The organism is Pseudokineococcus sp. 5B2Z-1 (genome assembly GCF_037482305.1).
Lineage (GTDB): Bacteria > Actinomycetota > Actinomycetes > Actinomycetales > Quadrisphaeraceae > Pseudokineococcus.
On the sequence record NZ_JBBHZG010000005.1, the window covers coordinates 68,620 to 86,937 of the forward strand.

At 77.5% G+C, this 18,318-nt stretch carries 19 protein-coding genes; 9 read left to right on the plus strand and 10 right to left on the minus strand.

Annotated features, from left to right (window positions below; translation table 11 throughout):
• Nucleotides 1-78 precede the first annotated feature (78 nt).
• The 7 genes from WDV85_RS13320 to rpsD all read right to left on the minus strand — a co-directional run bounded on the left by WDV85_RS13320 (nt 79) and on the right by rpsD (nt 7,859).
• Entirely contained in the window at nt 79-987 is a 909-nt protein-coding gene (locus tag WDV85_RS13320; protein WP_339571087.1) for a shikimate dehydrogenase, read from the minus strand.
• Entirely contained in the window at nt 980-2,140 is a 1,161-nt protein-coding gene (gene mltG / locus WDV85_RS13325) for an endolytic transglycosylase MltG (RefSeq protein WP_339571088.1), read from the minus strand. The genes WDV85_RS13320 and mltG overlap by 8 nt, the downstream gene beginning before the upstream one ends.
• Nucleotides 2,137-3,045 carry a Holliday junction resolvase RuvX gene (gene ruvX, locus WDV85_RS13330; RefSeq protein ID WP_339571089.1) on the minus strand — a complete coding sequence of 303 codons (909 nt, stop codon included), beginning with the start codon at nt 3,043-3,045 and terminating at the stop codon, nt 2,137-2,139. The genes mltG and ruvX overlap by 4 nt, the downstream gene beginning before the upstream one ends.
• 116 nt (nt 3,046-3,161) lie before the next feature.
• Nucleotides 3,162-5,837, minus strand: a complete 2,676-nt coding sequence (gene alaS / locus WDV85_RS13335; protein ID WP_339571090.1) for an alanine--tRNA ligase — start codon at nt 5,835-5,837, stop codon at nt 3,162-3,164.
• A gap of 101 nt (nt 5,838-5,938) precedes the next feature.
• Complete coding sequence (locus WDV85_RS13340; protein WP_339571091.1) at nt 5,939-6,211, minus strand: DUF6167 family protein; 273 nt, start codon at nt 6,209-6,211, stop codon at nt 5,939-5,941.
• A 1-nt stretch (nt 6,212) separates the two neighbouring features.
• A complete protein-coding gene (locus WDV85_RS13345; RefSeq protein ID WP_171203410.1) occupies nt 6,213-6,569 on the minus strand; it encodes a DUF948 domain-containing protein in 357 nt (118 codons plus the stop codon).
• 654 nt (nt 6,570-7,223) lie between these two features.
• Nucleotides 7,224-7,859, minus strand: coding sequence for a 30S ribosomal protein S4 (gene rpsD, locus WDV85_RS13350; RefSeq protein WP_339571092.1), 636 nt, complete (start codon nt 7,857-7,859; stop codon nt 7,224-7,226).
• Nucleotides 7,860-7,970: 111 nt separating this feature from the next.
• On the opposite strand from rpsD, the gene WDV85_RS13355 reads away from it, so the two are divergent.
• Nucleotides 7,971-8,876 (plus strand): hypothetical protein, encoded by a 906-nt coding sequence (locus WDV85_RS13355; protein WP_339571093.1) that lies wholly within the window; start codon nt 7,971-7,973, stop codon nt 8,874-8,876.
• On the opposite strand, the gene WDV85_RS13360 is transcribed toward WDV85_RS13355, so the two are convergent.
• Nucleotides 8,849-10,174 carry a PP2C family protein-serine/threonine phosphatase gene (locus WDV85_RS13360; protein WP_339571094.1) on the minus strand — a complete coding sequence of 442 codons (1,326 nt, stop codon included), beginning with the start codon at nt 10,172-10,174 and terminating at the stop codon, nt 8,849-8,851. The genes WDV85_RS13355 and WDV85_RS13360 overlap by 28 nt on opposite strands.
• Nucleotides 10,171-10,626 carry a MarR family winged helix-turn-helix transcriptional regulator gene (locus WDV85_RS13365; protein WP_339571095.1) on the minus strand — a complete coding sequence of 152 codons (456 nt, stop codon included), beginning with the start codon at nt 10,624-10,626 and terminating at the stop codon, nt 10,171-10,173. The genes WDV85_RS13360 and WDV85_RS13365 overlap by 4 nt, the downstream gene beginning before the upstream one ends.
• 184 nt (nt 10,627-10,810) lie before the next feature.
• Here WDV85_RS13365 and WDV85_RS13370 point away from each other — a divergent pair, with 184 nt between their 5' ends.
• Together WDV85_RS13370 and WDV85_RS13375 are read left to right on the plus strand one after the other, a co-directional pair.
• Nucleotides 10,811-11,818, plus strand: coding sequence for a bacteriorhodopsin (locus tag WDV85_RS13370; RefSeq protein WP_339571096.1), 1,008 nt, complete (start codon nt 10,811-10,813; stop codon nt 11,816-11,818).
• A 4-nt stretch (nt 11,819-11,822) separates the two neighbouring features.
• On the plus strand, nt 11,823-12,890 hold the full coding sequence (locus WDV85_RS13375; RefSeq protein ID WP_339571097.1) for a beta-carotene 15,15'-dioxygenase, Brp/Blh family: 1,068 nt from the start codon (nt 11,823-11,825) through the stop codon (nt 12,888-12,890).
• Nucleotides 12,891-12,929: 39 nt separating this feature from the next.
• Here WDV85_RS13375 and WDV85_RS13380 read toward each other — a convergent pair whose 3' ends face one another.
• Nucleotides 12,930-14,285 carry a replication-associated recombination protein A gene (locus WDV85_RS13380; RefSeq protein WP_445263330.1) on the minus strand — a complete coding sequence of 452 codons (1,356 nt, stop codon included), beginning with the start codon at nt 14,283-14,285 and terminating at the stop codon, nt 12,930-12,932.
• Between the two features lie 233 nt (nt 14,286-14,518).
• Here WDV85_RS13380 and WDV85_RS13385 point away from each other — a divergent pair, with 233 nt between their 5' ends.
• The 6 genes from WDV85_RS13385 to WDV85_RS13410 all read left to right on the plus strand — a co-directional run bounded on the left by WDV85_RS13385 (nt 14,519) and on the right by WDV85_RS13410 (nt 18,177).
• On the plus strand, nt 14,519-15,427 hold the full coding sequence (locus tag WDV85_RS13385) for a hypothetical protein (protein ID WP_339571099.1): 909 nt from the start codon (nt 14,519-14,521) through the stop codon (nt 15,425-15,427).
• Nucleotides 15,343-15,894, plus strand: coding sequence for a sensor histidine kinase (locus WDV85_RS13390; protein WP_339571100.1), 552 nt, complete (start codon nt 15,343-15,345; stop codon nt 15,892-15,894). The genes WDV85_RS13385 and WDV85_RS13390 overlap by 85 nt, the downstream gene beginning before the upstream one ends.
• The gene (locus WDV85_RS13395) at nt 15,891-16,463 is read left to right on the plus strand and encodes a response regulator (protein ID WP_339571101.1); all 573 of its coding nucleotides are present in this window, start codon (nt 15,891-15,893) and stop codon (nt 16,461-16,463) included. The genes WDV85_RS13390 and WDV85_RS13395 overlap by 4 nt, the downstream gene beginning before the upstream one ends.
• Nucleotides 16,406-16,558 carry a helix-turn-helix domain-containing protein gene (locus WDV85_RS13400; protein ID WP_339571102.1) on the plus strand — a complete coding sequence of 51 codons (153 nt, stop codon included), beginning with the start codon at nt 16,406-16,408 and terminating at the stop codon, nt 16,556-16,558. Before WDV85_RS13395 ends, WDV85_RS13400 begins: the two co-directional genes overlap by 58 nt.
• A 132-nt stretch (nt 16,559-16,690) precedes the next feature.
• A complete protein-coding gene (locus WDV85_RS17170) occupies nt 16,691-17,986 on the plus strand; it encodes a thrombospondin type 3 repeat-containing protein (RefSeq protein WP_445263323.1) in 1,296 nt (431 codons plus the stop codon).
• On the plus strand, nt 17,911-18,177 hold the full coding sequence (locus WDV85_RS13410; protein ID WP_339571103.1) for a hypothetical protein: 267 nt from the start codon (nt 17,911-17,913) through the stop codon (nt 18,175-18,177). The genes WDV85_RS17170 and WDV85_RS13410 overlap by 76 nt, the downstream gene beginning before the upstream one ends.
• The last annotated feature ends 141 nt before the right edge of the window (nt 18,178-18,318 follow it).

The window sequence follows — 18,318 nt, forward strand, 5'->3', positions numbered from 1 at the left end:
GAGCCGCGTCCGGGGCCGACGCCCGGGCGCGTGGGGCGACCGCCCGAGCGGCCTCGCTCCCCCGCGGCCGGCGCGCCTTCAGCGCTCCGAGGCCGCCGCGGCGCGCCGTCGGCGCTCGGCCAGCCCGGCCTCGCGGAGCAGGTCCGGCGACGGCGCGACGCCCGTCATGAGCCGCACCTGCCCCACGGCCTGGCGCACGAGCATCTCGAACCCGTCGACGACGGGGCCCCGCCAGGCCGCCGCCAGCGCGGTCGGCCAGGGGTCGTAGACGACGTCCAGGAGCACGCCCTGGTGGCTCCCGCCTGCTGCGGCCGCGACCTCCGCGGCCAGGGCGTCGGCCGCCCCCGCCGGGGCCGTGCTGACGACGACGTCGGCCGCCGCCGTGCGGGCGCCCGCCTCGGCGAAGGGCTCGAGCGCCACCGCGACGCCGCTGCGCTCACCCACCTGCCGGAGGGCGGCGGCCCGCGCGGGCGAGCGCACGAGCGCGACGACGCGACGGCAGCCCAGGGACGCCAGTGCGGCGACGGCGGAGACCCCGGTCGCCCCACCGCCGAGGACCACGCCGTGCTCGGGCGCCGCAGCGAGGAGCGGGCCCAGCGCCCCCGCGATCCCCTCGACGTCGGTGTTGGCGCCGAGCGCCTCGCGCGCGGCCCCCTCACCCCGCCAGCTGACGGTGTTGACGACGCCCGTGGCGCGGGCGACGTCGTCGAGCTCGTCGAGCAGCGGCAGGACGGCCCGCTTGAGCGGCATCGTCAGCGACAGGCCCGCCCACTCGGGACCGCACGCCGCGAGCACGCCGGGCAGCTCGGCCTCGGTGACCTCCCGGGCGTCGTAGATCCACCCGTCGAGGGCCATCGCCGCGTACGCCGCCCGGTGCATCACCGGCGAGAGGGAGTGGGCGACGGGCGAGCCGAGGACGGCGGCCCGCCGCGGACCGCCGGCGCGAGCCCCCGACCCCTCGGGCGGCGCCGGCGGCCCGTCAGTCACTGCCGTTCTCGCGCAGCCACTGCTGGAAGAGCCGGACGTTCTCCTGGTGCTCGTCGAAGGTGACGGCGAAGCGCGTCTCCCCCGTCGTCGGGTTGACGGCGACGAAGTACATCCACGGGCCGTCGGCCGGGTTCGACGCCGCGGCGATGGCGCTGTCCCCCGGCGAGTTGATCGGTCCCGGCGGCAGCCCCGGGTAGACGTAGGTGTTGTAGGGCGAGTCCGTGGCGCGGTCCTCGTCCGTCGTCGTCACGCCGCGCTTGCCCGTGGCGTAGTCGACGGTCGTGTCGAACTGCAGCGGCATCCCCGCCGCCACGCGGTTCTCGATGACGCGGGCGACCTTCGGGCGGTCCTCCTCGCGGGAGGCCTCGGCCTCCACGAGGCTCGCGACGGTCATGGTGCGGTGCCACCGCTCCGGCGGGACGCCGCCCTCGACGAGGCCCTGCTCGGCGCGCGTCACCATGGTGGAGACGACCTCGACGGCCGTGACGTCCGGCTCGAAGGTGTACGTGGCGGGGAACAGGTAGCCCTCGAGGTTGCCCTGCGCCTCGGCGGGCAGCGGCACCGACGGGTCGGTCGCCGCGGCGCGCAGCTCGTCGACGGCGATACCGGTGTCGGCCTCGATCTGCGCCAGGGCGTCCACGGCGCGCAGCCCCTCGATGAGCTGCACCTCGAGGTTCACCCGCGAGGCCGGGGACAGCAGCAGGTCCAGGGCGGAGGCCGCCGACATCTCCTCCCGCAGCGCGTACGTGCCCGGCTGGATCCCCGCCGAGTCGGGGTCCGCGGCCGCGGCCGCGGTGAAGGCCCCGACCGTCCGGACGACGCCGGCCTCGACGAGCGCCTCGCCGATGTCCTGGCCGGTGTCCCCCTGCTCGACCTGGACCTGCACCTCGCCGCTGCCCGGGCCGGCGTAGTCCTCCGGGGCCGGCTCGCGGTCCAGCAGGGGGCTGACGAAGTTCCAGCCGACGACGCCGGCGCCCACGACGAGCGCGAGCGCGAGCACCATGACGAGCGCCGCGACGGCACGACGGGCACCGCTGCGGCGCCGGCGTCGCGGGCGCCCGGCAGCGTCGCCAGCCGGGTCGGGCGCGGTCGGGTCGGCGACGGCGCCGACGAGCGGGACGTCCGGGCGCACGGGCGTGCGGCGTCGCCTCACGCCGGCCCCCCGGCGGGCGGCCCGGGGACCGAGCGGGTGGCGGGGCTGCCGACGACGCCTCGGGGCCCCGGTCGCGGGGCGGGCTGGCGGGTGGTGCTCACGGTGGCGTCCTCCTCCGGGGGCGGGCCCTCGGCCCGCACCGCGTCCTCGTCGGCGCGCCCCGCCCCCCGGCGGCTCCCGACCTCGTCGTCCTGGTGCCCGTGCTGGTCCTTCTCGTCGTGCTGGTCCTGCTCCTCCGGCCCCTGCTGCGGGCCGCCCCTCGCCGACGGGCTGCCGCCGGCCGGGCCGCGTCGTCGGCGACCGTCCGGCCCCAGCGGCCGCACGGGGCTCCCCGGCGGCCGGCCCGAGGAGCGCTCGAGGTCGAGCGCGGTCTGGAGGATCCACGCCGCGGCGACCTGGTCGACCACGGCGCGGTGCCGACGGCCCGCCGTCCCCCCGTCGTGGAGGGCGCGGTGGGCGCCGGCGGTGCTCAGCCGCTCGTCGACGAGGCGCACCGGGACCGGCGCCACCAGGTCGGCGAGGCGGCCAGCGTACTGGCGGGCGGCCCCGGCGGAGCGCCCCTCCTGCCCCGACAGCGACCGCGGGAGCCCGACGACGACCTCGACCGCCGCCCGCTCGCGCACCTCGCGCGCCAGGGCCACGAGGTCGGCGGGCGCCACGTCGGCCCCCGGGTCCCCCTCCGCGCGGACGTCCCCGGCGACTGCGCGCCGGCGGTCCCCGTCCCCGTCGCGCCGCGGTCGGTCGCGCGCCAGCGTCTTCACCGCGGTGGCGACCAGCCCGTCCGGGTCGCTCGCGGCGAGCCCCACCCGGACGCTGCCGACGTCGACGCCCAGCCGCACACCGGGGCGCACGCCCCGCGGTGCGTCCGCGACGCCCCCGGCGGCGGACGGGGGCGTCTCCGCCACCGCCCCCGTCGCCGTCACGGCTGCGCGCCCGGCCTCGGCCTCGGGCTCGACCAGAGGCGCGCGCTCGGGCTTGCGCCGGGGCCGCGGACGGCCCGTCCTCGCCACGGGGCCCGCCGTCAGCTGGTCACCGCGGCGCCGACCTGGTGCTCCACGGCCGTGAGGGCCTCCCCGAGGCGGGACGCGTCCGTGCCGCCGCCCTGGGCGACGTCGTCCTTGCCCCCGCCGCCGCCGCCGAGCACGCCGGCGGCCGTCTTCACCATGGCCCCGGCCCGGACGCCCCACTCGCGCGCCCGCTCGTTCGTCGCGACGACGACCAGCGGACGGCCCTTGGCGACGCCGCCGACCGCGACGACGGCCGGCCGGTCGCGGCCCAGGCGGCCCCGGACGTCGAGCGCGAGCGTGCGCAGGTCGTCGGCCGAGGCGACCTCCCCGGCGTCGTGCCCGGCGTAGGCCACGCCGAAGACGTCGGTCGGCGCCGCGGCGAGCTGCCCCGCCGCCGCCAGGACCCGCTCGGTGCGCTGGCGGGCCAGCTCGCGGTCCGCGTCGCGCAGGCGCCCCACGACGTCGCGGACGCGCGTGACGACGTCGCCCTCGCCCGCCCCGAGCACCTCGGTGACCTGCGCCACGAGGTCGCGCTCGCGCGCGAGGTAGCGGAAGCCCTCGACGCCGACGACGGCCTCGACGCGACGGTTGCCCGCGCCCACCGAGGACTCGCCGGTGAGGACCAGCGGGCCGACCTGGCTGCTGCGCTGCACGTGCGTGCCGCCGCAGAGCTCCCGCGACCAGGGGCCGCCGATCTCGACGACGCGCACCTCCTCGCCGTAGGTCTCGCCGAAGAGCGCGAGCGCCCCCCACTCGCGCGCCTGCGGCAGCGTCATCCACTGCGCGGTGACCGGCAGGTCGTCGCGGACCGCCAGGTTGCTGACGTCCTCGACGTCGCGCCGCTGCTGCGCCGACAGCCCGCCCTTCCAGGCGAAGTCGAGGCGCAGGTACCCGGGCCGGTTGTAGGAGCCCGACTGCTGCGCCGACGGGCCGAGCACCTGCCGCAGCGCCGCGTGCACGACGTGGGTGCCCGAGTGCGCCTGGCAGGCGTCGACGCGCCACTGCGGGTCGACGGACGCCTGCACCTGCGCGCCCTGCGCCAGCTCGCCGTCGAGGACGCGCACCTGGTGGACGACGAGGCCCTTGATCGGCCGCTGCACGTCGAGGACCTCGGCCGAGCCCCCGTCCCAGACGAGCGTCCCGGCGTCGGCGCTCTGGCCGCCGGACTCGGCGTAGAAGGGCGTGCGGTCGAGGACGACCTCGACGACGCGCCCCTCCCCCGCCGCCACGACGGGCTCGACGCCGTCGACGACCGCGAGGACCTGCCCGGTCGTCGTCAGCGTCGTGTAGGCCTGCCAGTCGGTCGGCCCGTTCGCCTCGAGGACCTCGCGGTAGGCGCCCGTCGCCGCGGCGCCGCTGCGCTTGGAGCGCGCGTCGGCCCGGGCGCGCTCGCGCTGCTCGGTCATGAGCTCGCGGAAGCCCTGCTCGTCGACGGACACGCCCTGCTCGGCGGCCATCTCGAGGGTGAGGTCGATGGGGAACCCGTAGGTGTCGTGCAGCTGGAAGGCCCGGGTGGCCGGCACCTGCGTGCCGCCTCCCTGCTTCGTCTCGCGCACGGCCGTGTCGAGGATGGTCGTGCCCGCCACGAGGGTGCGCCGGAACGCCTCGTCCTCCGCGGCGACGACCTCGCTGATGCGCCCGAAGTCGGCCTCGAGCTCGGGGTAGGAGCGCGCCATGCGCTCCTTCGACACGGCCGTCAGCTCGGCCAGCGACGGCGCGTCGACGCCGAGCAGGCGCATGGCCCGCACCGCGCGGCGCAGCAGCCGGCGCAGCACGTAGCCGCGGCCCTCGTTGCCGGGACGCACCCCGTCGCCGACGAGCATGAGGCCGCTGCGCACGTGGTCGGCGACGACCCGCAGGCGCACGTCGGACGCCGGGTCGGCGCCGTAGCGCACCCCCGCCATCGCCGAGGCCGCCTCGATGACGGGGAAGACCTCGTCGATCTCGTACATGTTGTCCTTGCTCTGCAGCAGGTACGCCACCCGCTCCAGGCCCATGCCCGTGTCGATGTTCTTGCGCGGGAGCTCGCCGAGGATCGGGAAGCCGTTCTTCCCGCCGCCCTCGCCGCGCTCGAACTCCATGAACACGAGGTTCCAGATCTCGATGTAGCGGTCCTCGTCGGCCGCCGGGCCGCCGTCGCGGCCGAAGCGCGCCCCGGCGTCGACGAAGATCTCGCTGCACGGCCCGCACGGCCCCGGCCCGCCGGTCGACCAGTAGTTCGGCCCCATGCCGAGCCGCTGCACGCGCTCCGGCGAGACGCCGACGTCCTTCGTCCAGATGCGGTGGGCCTCGTCGTCCTCCTCGTAGACGGTGACCCAGAGGTCCTCCTCGCGGAACCCGTAGCCGCCCTGGTCCTGCGGCGTGGTGACGAGCTCCCACGCCCACGGGATCGCCTTCTCCTTGAAGTAGTCCCCGAAGGAGAAGTTGCCGTTCATCTGGAAGAACGTGCCGTGGCGGGTGGTCTTGCCGACCTCCTCGATGTCGAGGGTGCGCACGCACTTCTGCACGCTCGTCGCACGGTCGAACGGCGCCGGCTCCCGCCCCGTGAGGTAGGGGATGAAGGGCACCATGCCGGCGACCGTGAAGAGCAGCGTCGGGTCGGGCGAGACGAGCGAGGCGCTGGGGACCACGGTGTGGTCCTTGCCCTCGAAGAAGCTGAGCCAGCGACGGCGGATCTCCGCGGTCTCCATGGGGGGCCTTCCGTGTCGGGAGGTCGATCACGCCCCGGCGGGGCGCCGACCCCGGTCCGGCGGCGGCTCGGGAGCCCGCGGCGCCGGGGGTGGGCGGCGCGTCAGCCGCGGGGGCTCGAGGGGTTGTCGATGAGGTCGCGCGCCTCGGTCTCGCTCATGGCGCCGGCGTCGACGCCGAGGGCCACGCGCAGCTCCTGCTCGCGCTCGGCGGCACCGGCGCGCACCTCGGCGGCGAACGCGCGTGCGCCCTCCGCCCACCCGGAGGCGCGGCCCTGCAGCCCGGCCGGCGTGTACGAGCGGGCGACCCCGGCGGCGCGGCGCACGGCCACGACGCCGGCCACGGCCCCGAGGCCGATCCAGACGAGGCGACCCACGTCAGCCCCGCTTCCGGCGGCCGGCGATCGCGCCCCGCACGCCGTAGGTGAAGGCGGCCACCTTGACGATCGGCGAGCCGAGCGTCGCCGCGAACAGCGCCGTCAGCGCGGACACGTTGGTGGCGATCTGCGCCGCGCCCGTGGTCACCGTGTCGACGTTCTGCATCTGCTCGTTGACCTGCGTCACGGCCGTCGTCGTCTCGGTGATGAGCGGACGGGTGTCGTCCGACAGGCGGCGCACGGCCTCGCGCGTCTCGTCGAGCACCTTGCCCAGCTTGAGCAGCGGCACCGCGAGCAGCCCCACGAGCAGCACGAACGCGATCGCGGCGATGAACCCCGCGACGTCTCCTCCGGTCATCCGGATCCCTCCAGTCGGTCCGCGCCCACCACCGGACCGGGCCGCGGCCCCTCGGTGGGAGCCGCTGGCCTGCCGTCGGCGGCGCGCGGGCACGGCGCTTCCCGCCCCGCTGCCGAGGCGCGCGGCGACCCTACCGCGCACCCCGCTCACGGACGGCGACCCTGTGGACCTCCCCGACGGCACGTGAGGTCGGCGGCCCGTCGTGGTCGCCACGCGTGGTCACCGGGGTGACGCCGCCGCGGCCGTGCGACGCGTGGTCGCCGGGCGGGGCGCCCGCGCTCGTGGGGGGCACTGGCGACGGCCGCGCGGGGCGCCGAGCACTCCCAGACCCACCGGTCCGCGGGGTCGGGTGGCGGCCTGCCTGACGTGCCCCCCACGAGCACGGCCACCCCGCTCCTTTCCGTGGCACCGGCCGCGCGAGTCCGGACCGGCGGGGCACCTGAGGCGGCCGCCCCTGGGGCGAGCGGCCGAGAGGTGACGCGCGGAGGGGTGGGTGGGTCCGGTGTGGGCACGTCAGCCGAGCGTCCCCAGCGGCCGTCAGGCTGCTGGGGGCGCGTAGGCAGTGCCCTCACCGGACCCGCCCGCCCCGTGCCAGCCCGACCACGACCCGCCGGCCATGACGGATCGGCCACGACGGACCAGAGCAGTGCTCAGTCAGCGCGAGTAGTACTCCACGACCTTCGCGACGTCGCAGGTCACCGGGACCTCGGCACGCTCGGAGCGGCGGACGACCTCGGCACGCAGCTCGGCGAGCTCGACGCGCAGGTAGGCGGGCACGTCGGGCAGGACGTCGCGGTGGGCGCCGGCGGCGGCGACCTGGAAGGGCGGCAGGTCGCGGCTGCGCGGCGCGATCTCGACGACCTGGCCGGGGCGCACCCGGTAGGAGGGCTTGTCGACGCGGGCGCCGTCGACGAGCACGTGGCGGTGCACGACCGACTGGCGGGCCTGGGCGATGGTCCGCGCGAGGCCGGCGCGCAGGACGACGGCGTCGAGGCGGCTCTCGAGGAGCTGGACGAGGACGTCGCCCGTGCGCTCGGGGTGCTTCTTCGCCTCGTCGACGGCGCGGCGCAGCTGGGCCTCGCGGATGCCGTACTGGGCCCGCAGCCGCTGCTTCTCGCGCAGGCGCAGGGCGTAGTCGCTCTCGCTGCGGCGTCGGGCGCGGCCGTGCTCCCCGGGCGGGTAAGGGCGGTTCTCGACGTGCTTCACCGCCTTCGGCGTGAGGGCGAGGCCGAGGCGGCGGGAGAGGCGGACCTGCTGGCGCGAGCGGGTGCTCGACGTGCTGGACGACACGGGTGGGGCTCCTGACGGGATCGGGCGGACGGGCGGCTGGCGCAGCGAGGTCGGGGGCGGGACGACCTGGCGTCCCCTCACGACCGCTCACCTTAGGCTAGCCTCACCTGCATGACGCACCTGCCGAGCGCCGCGGTCGTGGCCGCCACCGCCCTCTCGGGGGCCGGGACGGCCGTCCTCCTCCCCGCCCGGGACGGGGAGCGGGAGGGAGCGCGCGTCGCGGTCCTGCACGCCCGCACGCGGGACGGGGAGATCGTCGTCGTCGCCAGCGACGCCGCGGTCGGCGCCCTGGGACTCGAGCACGGCGGTGAGCAGGACGCTCCGGCCCGGCTCGAGGTGGTCGTCGAGGCGGCGCTGCCCGACCTCACGGTGCCGCGGGCGCAGGTCGTCGTCGACGGCTGGGTGCGCCCGGCCGCGCCGCACGAGGCCGCCGGCGCGCTGGGCGCCGTGTGCGCCGCCGGGGACCTCGCGGACCTCGCGGGGGCGTGGCCCGACGCCCGGGTGCTCCTGCTCGACGCGGCCGCCGTCCGGCTGCACTGGCCCGAGGGGTGCAGCGACGTCGCCGTGGAGGACCTGCGCGCGGCGGCGCCCGACCCGGTGGCGCTTCGGGAGGCGGACGTGCTCGGGCGGGTCGAGGCGGAGCTGGGCGACCGGCTCGTCGGCCTGGTCCGCGCCATGGGCCACGCCCACCCCGCTCCGGGCGGCCGCGGCGCCGGCGTCCCCGGGCGCGACCTGGGCCGCGTCAGCGAGGTGCGCTGCGTCGGCGCCGACCGCACGGGTCTCCTGCTGCGGTGCCGGGCCGAGGAGCCCTGGGAGGGCCTCGGGTCCGGGTGCCGCTGCGGGGGGCACGACGGCGCCGCCTGCCCAGCCGCGACGACGGCGACCCTGCGCCTGCTCTTCCCGGCCCCGGTGGCCGACGCCGACGCGGCCGTCGACGCGCTCGCCCTCATGGTGCTCGGCGCCAGCGCGGGCGACGCCGCCCGCTGCCCCTACGCCCCCGGCGCCGCACCCACCTGAGGACCCGCCGGCTCCGCGACGGCGACGCCGTCACCCCAGCGGGCGACGACACAGGTGGCGTCGCGCACGACGTCGCCACCCGCGTGGTCGGTGACGGCGCGCGCCACGAGCCGCGGGGCGTCGAGGACGTCGACGGCCCGCCGCAGCGCGCCCGCGACACCGGCCGCCCCGAAGGGACGGCCCTCGGGCGAGCGGGCCTCGAGGACGCCGGACGAGGCCAGGACGAGCCGGTCCCCCGCCGCCACGGGCAGCGTCGCGGCGCTGCGGTCGTCGGCGTCCCCGTCGCCCAGCGCGGGTCCCCGCAGGAGGTCCAGCTCCTCGAGGGCCGCCGCGTCGGCGTCGGGACCGCCTGCCGTCCAGCGCAGCACGGAGACCTCGCCGGCGACGACGACCGAGGCCTCGCCGGTGCGCAGGTCGACCCGGACGAGCACGGCGCCCACGCGCTCGTCGCCCCCGGAGCGGTGGCGGAGCACGTCGTCGGCGGTGGCGGCCTGCTCCTCGAGCGGCATCCCGCACCGGCGCGCGTGGCGGACGGCCGCCAGGGCGAGGTCGGCCGCGCGGGCGGCGGCCAGGCCCTCCCCCGCGGCCTCGAGGAGGGCGAGCGTGAGGACGTCGTCGTCGACGGCCCAGTCGAAGAGGTCGCTGGTGGCGAGGTAGGCCGGCTCGACGAGCGCGGCCAGCTCGACGCCGGGGGCCCGGTGCTCCGTGGGCGGCAGGACGTCCCACTGCATCTCCGCGGCGACGCTGAAGACGTGCGAGCGCCGGCGCACCTCGACGGCGTCGCTGCCCTCGGCGGCCTGCCGCAGGACGAGGGCGACCGCGGGGGCGGCGGCAGCGAGGACGGCGCCGCACGCGCGGACGGGCGGGCCGGGCGCGTGCGCCTCGGCGAGGAGGACGCCGAGGCGGTGCCCGCGGACGGTGACCGGCTGGCACGTCGTGAGGCCGTCCGGGGCCACGACGGCGCGCTGCTCGCGGAAGGCGACGGCGGCCGCCCCGGCGACGCCCCCCGGCGCCCCCTCGTCGTCGGCGTCGACGAGGTGGGCCAGCTCCTCCCCGTCGCCCCCGTCGTCCGGCTCCTCGTGCGGGGTCCACCGGGCGAGGCGGTGCAGCTCGACGAGCTGGTGGTCGACGAGCAGGAGCTCGGCGCGGACGGCGCCGGCGGCCGGCCCCACGGCGTCGAGGAGCGCCTGCGGTGCCCGCCACGCCGGGACGGCGAGGCCCGCGGACACGAGCGCGGGCACGACCTCGGCCGGGACGCGCGGACCGTCCCCGCGCCGGGACGGGGCGTCGGACGTCATCGGGCCGCCTCCGCGGCGGCGACGGCGGTGCCGAGGGCCGCGAGGCCGCGCCGCAGCGCCTCCCGGTCCCCCGGCGTCATGCCCGCCGTCGCCGCCTGGAGCGCCGCCGTCACGGCGGCCGTCGAGCGCTGGACGGCGCGGCGCCCGGCGGCCGTGAGCGACACGTCGACCTCCCGGCGGCTGGCGCGCGCCTGGCGGCGGCTCACGAGGCCGAGCGCGACGAGGCGGTCGACGAGCCGGCTGGCGCTCGACGCGACGACGCCGAGCGCCTCCGCGAGGTCGCCGACGCGCGCGCGCCCGTCGGCGGCCGCGAGCACCTCGAGGCAGCGGAGCTGCACGGGCGTCAGCGCGTCCGGCGCGGACGCGACGGCGGTGCGCACGAGGTCCACGAGCACGTGCGAGAGCTCCTCCCAGTCGGGTCCGGCGACCGGATCATCTCCTGGATCGGACACGGCACCCCCTCAAGAGCCCGAGGGTGCCAGACCGACGTCCGACCCCTGCGGCCGGAGGGCTGCCAGAACTGTCCCCTCGGGCAAATGTTGCACGGGTGCAAAGGTTGCGCCACGGTGGCTCCACGACGGGCACGACGGCCGTCGACCGGCACAGCACACGTCTCCCACCGGATCGAGAACCCCCATGACCACAGCCCCAGCACTGCTGGCGAGCGGGACGAGCGCGACCTTCACCGGCACCTCGACCTTCTCCGCCTGGCAGTACGACCTCGTCCTCTACTCCTTCGCCGTCTCGATGTTCGCGCTGTTCGCGGGCGGCCTCTACGCCGTCGCCACGCGCAGCGACGTCTCGAAGCGCTACCGGCCGGCGAGCATCGCCTCGGCCTGCATCTGCTGGGTCGCCGCCCTGGCGTACGGCCTGCTGGTCGTCACGTGGCTGACCGGCTTCACCGCCACGGCCGACGGCGCCTCCTACGTCCCCGACCCCGGCACCTCCGTCACGGGCCTGCGCTACATGGACTGGTCGGTCACCGTGCCGATCCTCACGGCCGAGCTCTTCGCCGTCTGCACCCTGGCCCGCCGCAGCAGCGCCTGGTGGCGCTTCGGCGCCATGGCCAGCGCCTCCCTCATGATCGTCACCGGCTACTTCGGCGCCATCACGCTCGACGGCGGCGACCCCACCGCTCCTCTGCTCGTCTGGGGCGCGATCTCGACGGTCTTCTTCATCGCGCTGTACGTCTTCATGTACCGGCCGTACGCGCAGACGCGCCGCGAGGTCGGCGCCGAGGCGGGCACGAGCCTGCGCAACGCCGTCATCCTGCTCTTCAGCGTCTTCGGCGCCTACCCGCTGCTGTACCTCGTGCCGCTGTGGGCGGGCGCGGACAGCGCCGGCTGGGCCGTGACGGTGCAGCTCGTCTTCTGCGCCGCGGACATCACGGCGAAGGTCGGCTTCGGCGTCCTCATCCACAAGGTGGCCAAGCTGCGCACCGCCGAGGACGCGCGCACCGAGGCGGCCCAGCTCCCCGACCTGTACCCCGCCGAGGTGTACGTCTCCGGCGAGCTCGTGTCGCTGCCCGCCGAGCCGGCCCTCGCCGGCGCGGGCACGACCCCGTCGACCGCCTCCGCGCGCAACGGCCACGTCCCCGAGCACGCGACCCCCGCGGGCGGCCCGCGCCGGTCCCGTCGAGGCTGACGTCGTGGCGACGACGTCCCCCCGCCCCTCCCTGCGGCGTCCGGCGCCGCAGGGAGGGGCGTGGTCGCAGGGCGGGGCCGAGGCCCCCGGTGCGCTCCCCCGCCTGTCCGGACCGCTCCGCGCCGGCGTCGTCGCCGTCCCCCTGGCGGCGGCGGCCCTCGTGGCCGTCGTCGTCCCCGCCGCCGCGGCGCTGGCCCCCGGGCTCGCCGCGGCGGCGGCACCCCTCCTGCTCCTGGCCGCCGTGCTCGTCGGCCTCCCCCACGGCGCCGTCGACCTGCTGCAGCCGGAGCTGACGCCCCGCCGCCGCTCCGGGCGCGCCCTCGTGGGTCTCGCCTACGTCGGCCTCGTCGCCCTCGCGGTGCTCGTGCTGCGCCTCGCGCCGCTGCCGGTGCTCGGCGCGCTGCTCGTGCTGGCCGCCCTCCACTTCGGGCTGGCCGACGACGTCGTGCACCGCTGGCGCACCGGGGCCACGAGCCGCCGGACCGCCGGTGAGCGCGTCGCGGGCGCCGTGCGCGTGCTGGCGCTCGGCGGCGTGCCCGTGGCGGCACCCCTCGCGCTCGGCCACGCCGACGTCGTGCACCTGCTCGACGTCCTCTCCGGCGGCTCCGGCGCCGCCGTCGTCGTCGGAGCCCGCGTCGCGCTCGTGCCCGTCCTCGCCGCGGTGCTCGCGACGGCGCTCCTCGCCGTCCGCCGCCGCGACGCCGTCGGCGCCGTGGAGCCCCTCGTGCTGGCCGCCCTGTTCCTCCCGGCGCCGCCGCTGCCCGCCTTCGCCGCCTACTTCGGCCTGTGGCACTCGCTGCGGCACCTGCTGCGCCTGCTCGCGCTCGACGCCGTCCGGCACGGCGACGGCGGCTCCGGGCGCCCCGTGACCGCGCCGGCGCTGCACGCGGCCGGGCGCCGCTTCGCCCGTGCGGCGGCCCTCCCCACGGGCATGGCGCTCGCGGGCCTCGTCGTCCTCGTCCTCGTCGCCGGGGGCGACGTCGTGCCCGCAGCCCTCGTCCTCGTGCTGTGCCTCACGGTGCCGCACGCCGCGGCGGTCGCCCTCGCCGACCGGGCGCTGCTGCGCCGCTGAGCCCCTCCCGGAGGTCGAGCCCCCGCACCGGGCGCCGGCTCAGGGCCGGGCGCGCCCCTCGAGCACCGCGCGCAGCCGCTCCAGGCGCGCCCCGATCTGCCGCTCGGCGCCCCTGTCCGTCGGCGCGTAGTAGCGCCGGCCGACGAGCGCGTCGGGCAGGTGCTGCTGCGGCGCCACGCCGTGCGGGGCGTCGTGGGCGTACACGTACCCGACGCCGTGCCCGAGCCGCGCGGACCCCGCGTAGTGGCCGTCGCGCAGGTGCGGCGGGACGACGCCGGCCCGCCCGGCGCGCACGTCGGCCACGGCGGCGTCGACGCCGAGGTAGGCCGCGTTCGACTTCGGCGCCGTCGCCAGGTGGACGACGGCCTGCGCCAGGGTGATGCGCGCCTCCGGCATCCCCAGCAGCTGGACGGCCTGGGCGGCCGCCACCGCCGTCTGCAGCGCCGTCGGGTCGGCCATGCCGACGTCCTCGCTCGCCGCCACGACGATCCGCCGGGCGATGAAGCGCGGGTCCTCCCCCGCCTCGAGCATCCGCGCCAGGTAGTGCAGCGCGGCGTCGACGTCGCTGCCCCTCATCGACTTGATGAAGGCGCTGATGACGTCGTAGTGCTGGTCGCCGTCGCGGTCGTAGCGCAGGACGGCGGCCTCGAGCGCGCGCTCGGCGTGCTCGAGGCGCAGCGGCACGGGCTCGTCGTCCGCCAGCCCGGCCTCCCAGGCGTCCGCCGCGGCGGCCCCCGCCGCCGCCTCGAGAGCGGTGAGCGCGCGGCGGGCGTCGCCCTCGGCGACCCGGACGAGGTGCTCGAGGGCGTCGTCCTCGACGGCGACCTCGCCGCCGAGGCCGCGCTCGTCGGCGAGCGCGCGCTCGAGCAGCCCGCGCACGTCGGCCGGCCCGAGCGGCTGGAGCGTCAGCAGCAGCGAGCGCGACAGCAGCGGGGAGATGACGCTGAAGCTGGGGTTCTCCGTCGTCGCGGCGACGAGGACGACGACGCCGTTCTCCACGCCGGGGAGCAGCGCGTCCTGCTGGGCCTTGGTGAAGCGGTGGATCTCGTCGAGGAAGAGCACGGTCCGCCGTCGGTGGAGGTCGCGGCGCTCGCGGGCGACGTCCATGACCCGGCGGACGTCCTTGACCCCGGCGGTGATGGCGGACAGCTCCTCGAAGTCGCCGCCGCTCGCCCGGGAGACGACGTGCGCGAGCGTCGTCTTGCCCGTGCCGGGCGGGCCCCACAGCACGACGGACGTCGGTGCGGCCCGGGTCACGCGGCGCGGCGCCCCGTCGGCCGGCCGCGCGTCGGCGCCGCCCGCGGCGGAGAGGCTCTCGACGAGGCGCCGCAGCGGCGATCCCGCCCGCAGCAGGTGCTGCTGGCCGACGACCTCGTCCAGCGTCCGCGGGCGCATCCGGACGGCGAGCGGCGGGCGCGCGGCCTCGGCGGAGGGCCGGCCCGGCGCCGCGGGGGCCGCGTCGTCGTCGCTGAAGAGGTCCGGCCCGCTCACGGCACCAGGCTAGGACGCGCGTCGCCACGCCCCGCGCGCCGTCCCGGCCCCCCTCGCACACCGGTCGCCCCTCCCGTGAGGGCGACGTCCTCCCGGAACGGCACGCGGCGCGGCGCCTCGTGGTGCAGTCTCCTCGCGTGCCCGACCCCGGCCGGCGCGCGGTGCGCCGCTCGCTCCTCGTCGCCGTCGCGGGACTGGTCGTCACCGTCGTCGTCGGTGCCCTGCCGTCGGTCCCGCTGGCCTACCGCAGCCCGGAGGGCCACCTCGTGCTCGAGACGGTCGTCGCCACGGTCAGCCCCCTCGTGGCCCTCCTGCTCTACGGGCGCTTCCGGCGCAGCCGCCTCCTGCGCGAGCTGCTCCTCGCCCACGCCGTCGCCGTGCTCGCCGTGGCGTCCTCGGTCGTGGCCGTGGCGTCCGTGGTCACGGACGCGGGTCCGGGCAGCGCCCTGACGACGTGGGCGCCGCTCGTGGTGCGGCTCGCCAGCGCGGTGCTCCTGCTCGTCGCGGCGCTCGTGCCGCCGGACCGGCAGGTGGTCGCCGCCCGACCCGCGCGCCAGGTGCTGGCCGTCGCGGCCGTCCTCCTCGGCGTCGGCGCCCTCGCGCAGGCGCTCGGGGCGGCGGTCCCCACGGTGGTCGAGGCGCTCCCGGCCCCGGAGCGGTCCGGGCAACCGCTCCTGGAGGGCCACCCGGTGCTGCTCGTCGCCCAGACCGCGGCGCTCGTCTGCTTCGCGGCGGCGGCCGTGGCGCTCACCCGGCAGGCCCGCCGCAGCGGGGACGACTTCCTCGGCTGGGTGGCGGCCGCGGCGGTGCTCGGCGCCTGGTCCCGGGTCAACTACCTGCTCTTCCCCTCCCTCTACAGCCAGTGGCTCTACACGGGCGACGTCCTGCGCCTCGGCTTCTACCTGCTGCTGCTCGCGGGCGGGCTGCTCGAGGTGGGCTCCTACTGGCGGGCGCAGGGCAGGTGGCCGTCGCGGCCGAGCGCCGGCGCCTGGCCCGTGACCTGCACGACGGCGCCGTCCAGGAGATCGGCTACATCCTCGCCGTGACGAGCGGGGCCGACGGCGGCACCTCACCGGCCGTCCGGTCCGCCGCCCAGCGGGCCCTCGCCGAGACCCGTCGGGCCGTGGTGGCGCTGTCGTCCGCCGACGACGAACCCCTCGAGGCGGCCGTCGCCCGTGAGGTGCGCGAGGTGGGCGAGCGCCACGGGATGACGGTGCACGTCCGCAGCGAGGCCCAGCGCGCGCCCTTGTCCCTGGAGCACCGCGAGCAGGTGGTGCGGATCGCCCGCGAGGCGGCGTGGAACGCCCGGCACGGTCGGGCCACCGAGCTCCGCGTGCTGGTGCGCCCCGGGGAGCTCGTCGTCGAGGACGACGGCGCCGGCTTCGACCCCGCCGCCGTCCCGCCCGGCCGCTACGGGCTCGTGAGCATGGGCGACCGGGCCGAGGGCATGGGCGCCGTCCTGGCGCTCGAGTCGGCCCCCGGCCGCGGGACCCGGGTGGCGGTGGCGTGGTGACCGCGGCGGGGGGCGGGCCGCCCGCGCCGGTGCGGGTCGTCGTCGTCGACGACCACGCGGCGCTGCGGGGGGGCGTGCGGGCGGCGCTGGAGGCCGACGGCTTCACGGTCGTCGCGGAAGGCGCCACGGCGCGCCGCGCCGTCGAGCTGGCGGTCGAGCACGAGCCGGACGTGCTCCTCCTCGACGTGCACATGCCCGGCTCGGGGGTGGCGGCGGCGCAGGAGGTCTCGCGCCGCCTCCCGGGGACGGCCGTCGTGATGCTCACAGCCTCCCAGGACGAGGAGGACCTGCTGGGCTCGCTGCGCGCCGGCGCCCGGGGCTTCCTCCTCAAGGACATGGACCCCGCCCGGCTGGGGGCGGCGCTGCGCGGCGTCCTCGCCGGCGAGGCCGCGCTCCCGAGGGCGCTCGTCGCCCGCGTGCTCGAGGAGCTGCGCGCCGCGCCGGCTCCCGGCGGACCCTGCTCCCCCGGCGCCGGGCCGCGGCCCGCCTCACCGAGCGCGAGGAGGCGGTCATGGTGCTGCTGCGCGACGGCCTCACGACCGACCAGGTCGCCGCGAAGCTGTTCCTGACGCCCGGCACCGTGCGCGTGCACGTCTCCAACGCGGTGAGGAAGCTCGGGGCGCCCGACCGCGCGAGCGCGCTGGGCATGCTCGACGGCGGATGAGCCCGCGGAGCGGCGCGGACGTGGTCCCTCGCGCATAGACGTCTCTGCGCAGATCGGTCCCGGTGGGTCATGTGCCCGCTTCCTGCCGACCCGCACAGTCCTCCTCGAAGCCACCGACCTCGAGGAGACGCGATGAACCGCAGGGCGACGACGCTCGGCGTGATGGCCACCACGCTGGCGATGCTGGGAGCCGGTGTGGCGCGCGCCGACACCCTCAAGAACGACGTGGGGAACGACGTCGGCGGGAGCGGCAACGTGCGCGCCGTCGACGTCGGCACGGCCACGACGGTGGACTACCGCATCCAGGACACCATGGGGAAGGGCTGCGACCCGGCGGACGGGTCGCCCGCGACGGTCACGCTCGTCGTCCCGGCCGGTGTCACGGTGACGCCGGCGAAGCTCGTCTTCACCTCGTGCGACACGACGCAGCCGGTCACCTTCAGCTCGACCACCGCAGGGCGCTACTCGGTGACCTCGACCGTGCAGGACCTGAGGGGCGAGTACCAGACGACGCCCTCCAACTTCTTCCTCGACGTCACGGCGCCCGTCGTCGTCACGCCTCCGCCGCCCCCGCCCGCCCCGGACGCCGACGGCGACGGCGTCCCCGACGCCTCCGACAACTGCCCGGCCGCGGCGAACCCCGGCCAGGACGACGTCGACGGCGACGGCCTGGGCGACGCCTGCGACAGCAACTCCTACGCGCCCGCGGTCGGCCTCGTGGCCCCCGACGCCAGCGGGCTCGAGGGCGCCGGCCTGGAGACGGCGGGCTCCTTCACGGACGGCGACGGCGACGGGAGCCTCACCCTCACCCAGGTGCCCGGCGAGGGCGCGGTGGTCGACCTCGGCGGCGGTCGCTTCAGCTGGAGCCACGCCACGCGCGACGACGGGAGCGGCTCGGTCACGGTCCAGGCCTCCGACGGCGAGCACGCCCCCGCGACGCAGACCTTCACGTGGTCCGCGGCCAACGTGGCCCCCGTCGTCGGCGCCGTCACGGTGGGGCACCTGGGCTCCTGCACCGCGGACCTCTCGGCGACCTTCACCGACGCGGGCCTCGACGACACGCACACCGCCGTCGTGACCTGGCAGGACGGGGTCAGCAGCGACCTGGGCGCCGTCGCGGGCTCCGTGTCGTCCCGCCGCACCTTCACGAGCGCCGGCACCTACGCCGCGACCGTCACCGTGACCGACGACGACGGCGGCGCCGGTTCGGCGTCCACGGCCTCCGCCTTCACCACCGGTGGTACGCCGAGCACGATCCTCCAGCCGATCAACACGACCGGGACGCGCAGCTCCTTAAGTCGGGCAGCAGCATCCCCGTCAAGATCACCGTCAAGGACTGCGGCGGTGCGCCGGTGGCGGGCCTCGCGCCCACGGTCAGCCTCGTCAAGGGCGACAGCGTCCCCGACTTCGCGGTCAACGAGACGCTGACCACCGCCTCGGCGACGAACGGCAAGCTCATGACCTGGGACGCCACCGCGCAGCAGTACGTCTACGTGATGTCGACGAAGACCAACCAGCTCACCGGTGGTGCGCTGACGGACGGCACGTACACGGTCTCGGTCTCCGACCCGAGCTTCTGGGGTGCCGTGGCGAAGGCCACCTTCGACGTCCGCAGGTAGCAGCGGGCGCACCCCTGGACGGGGCCGGGCGGGACTCCCGCCCGGCCCCGTCCGCGCGTCCGCACCGCCTCGCGCTCCGCTCGCCCCTGCGCGCCCCTGTGCACCCGTGGTCGGTCGACCTGCGGGTGGGCTGGTCGCCCC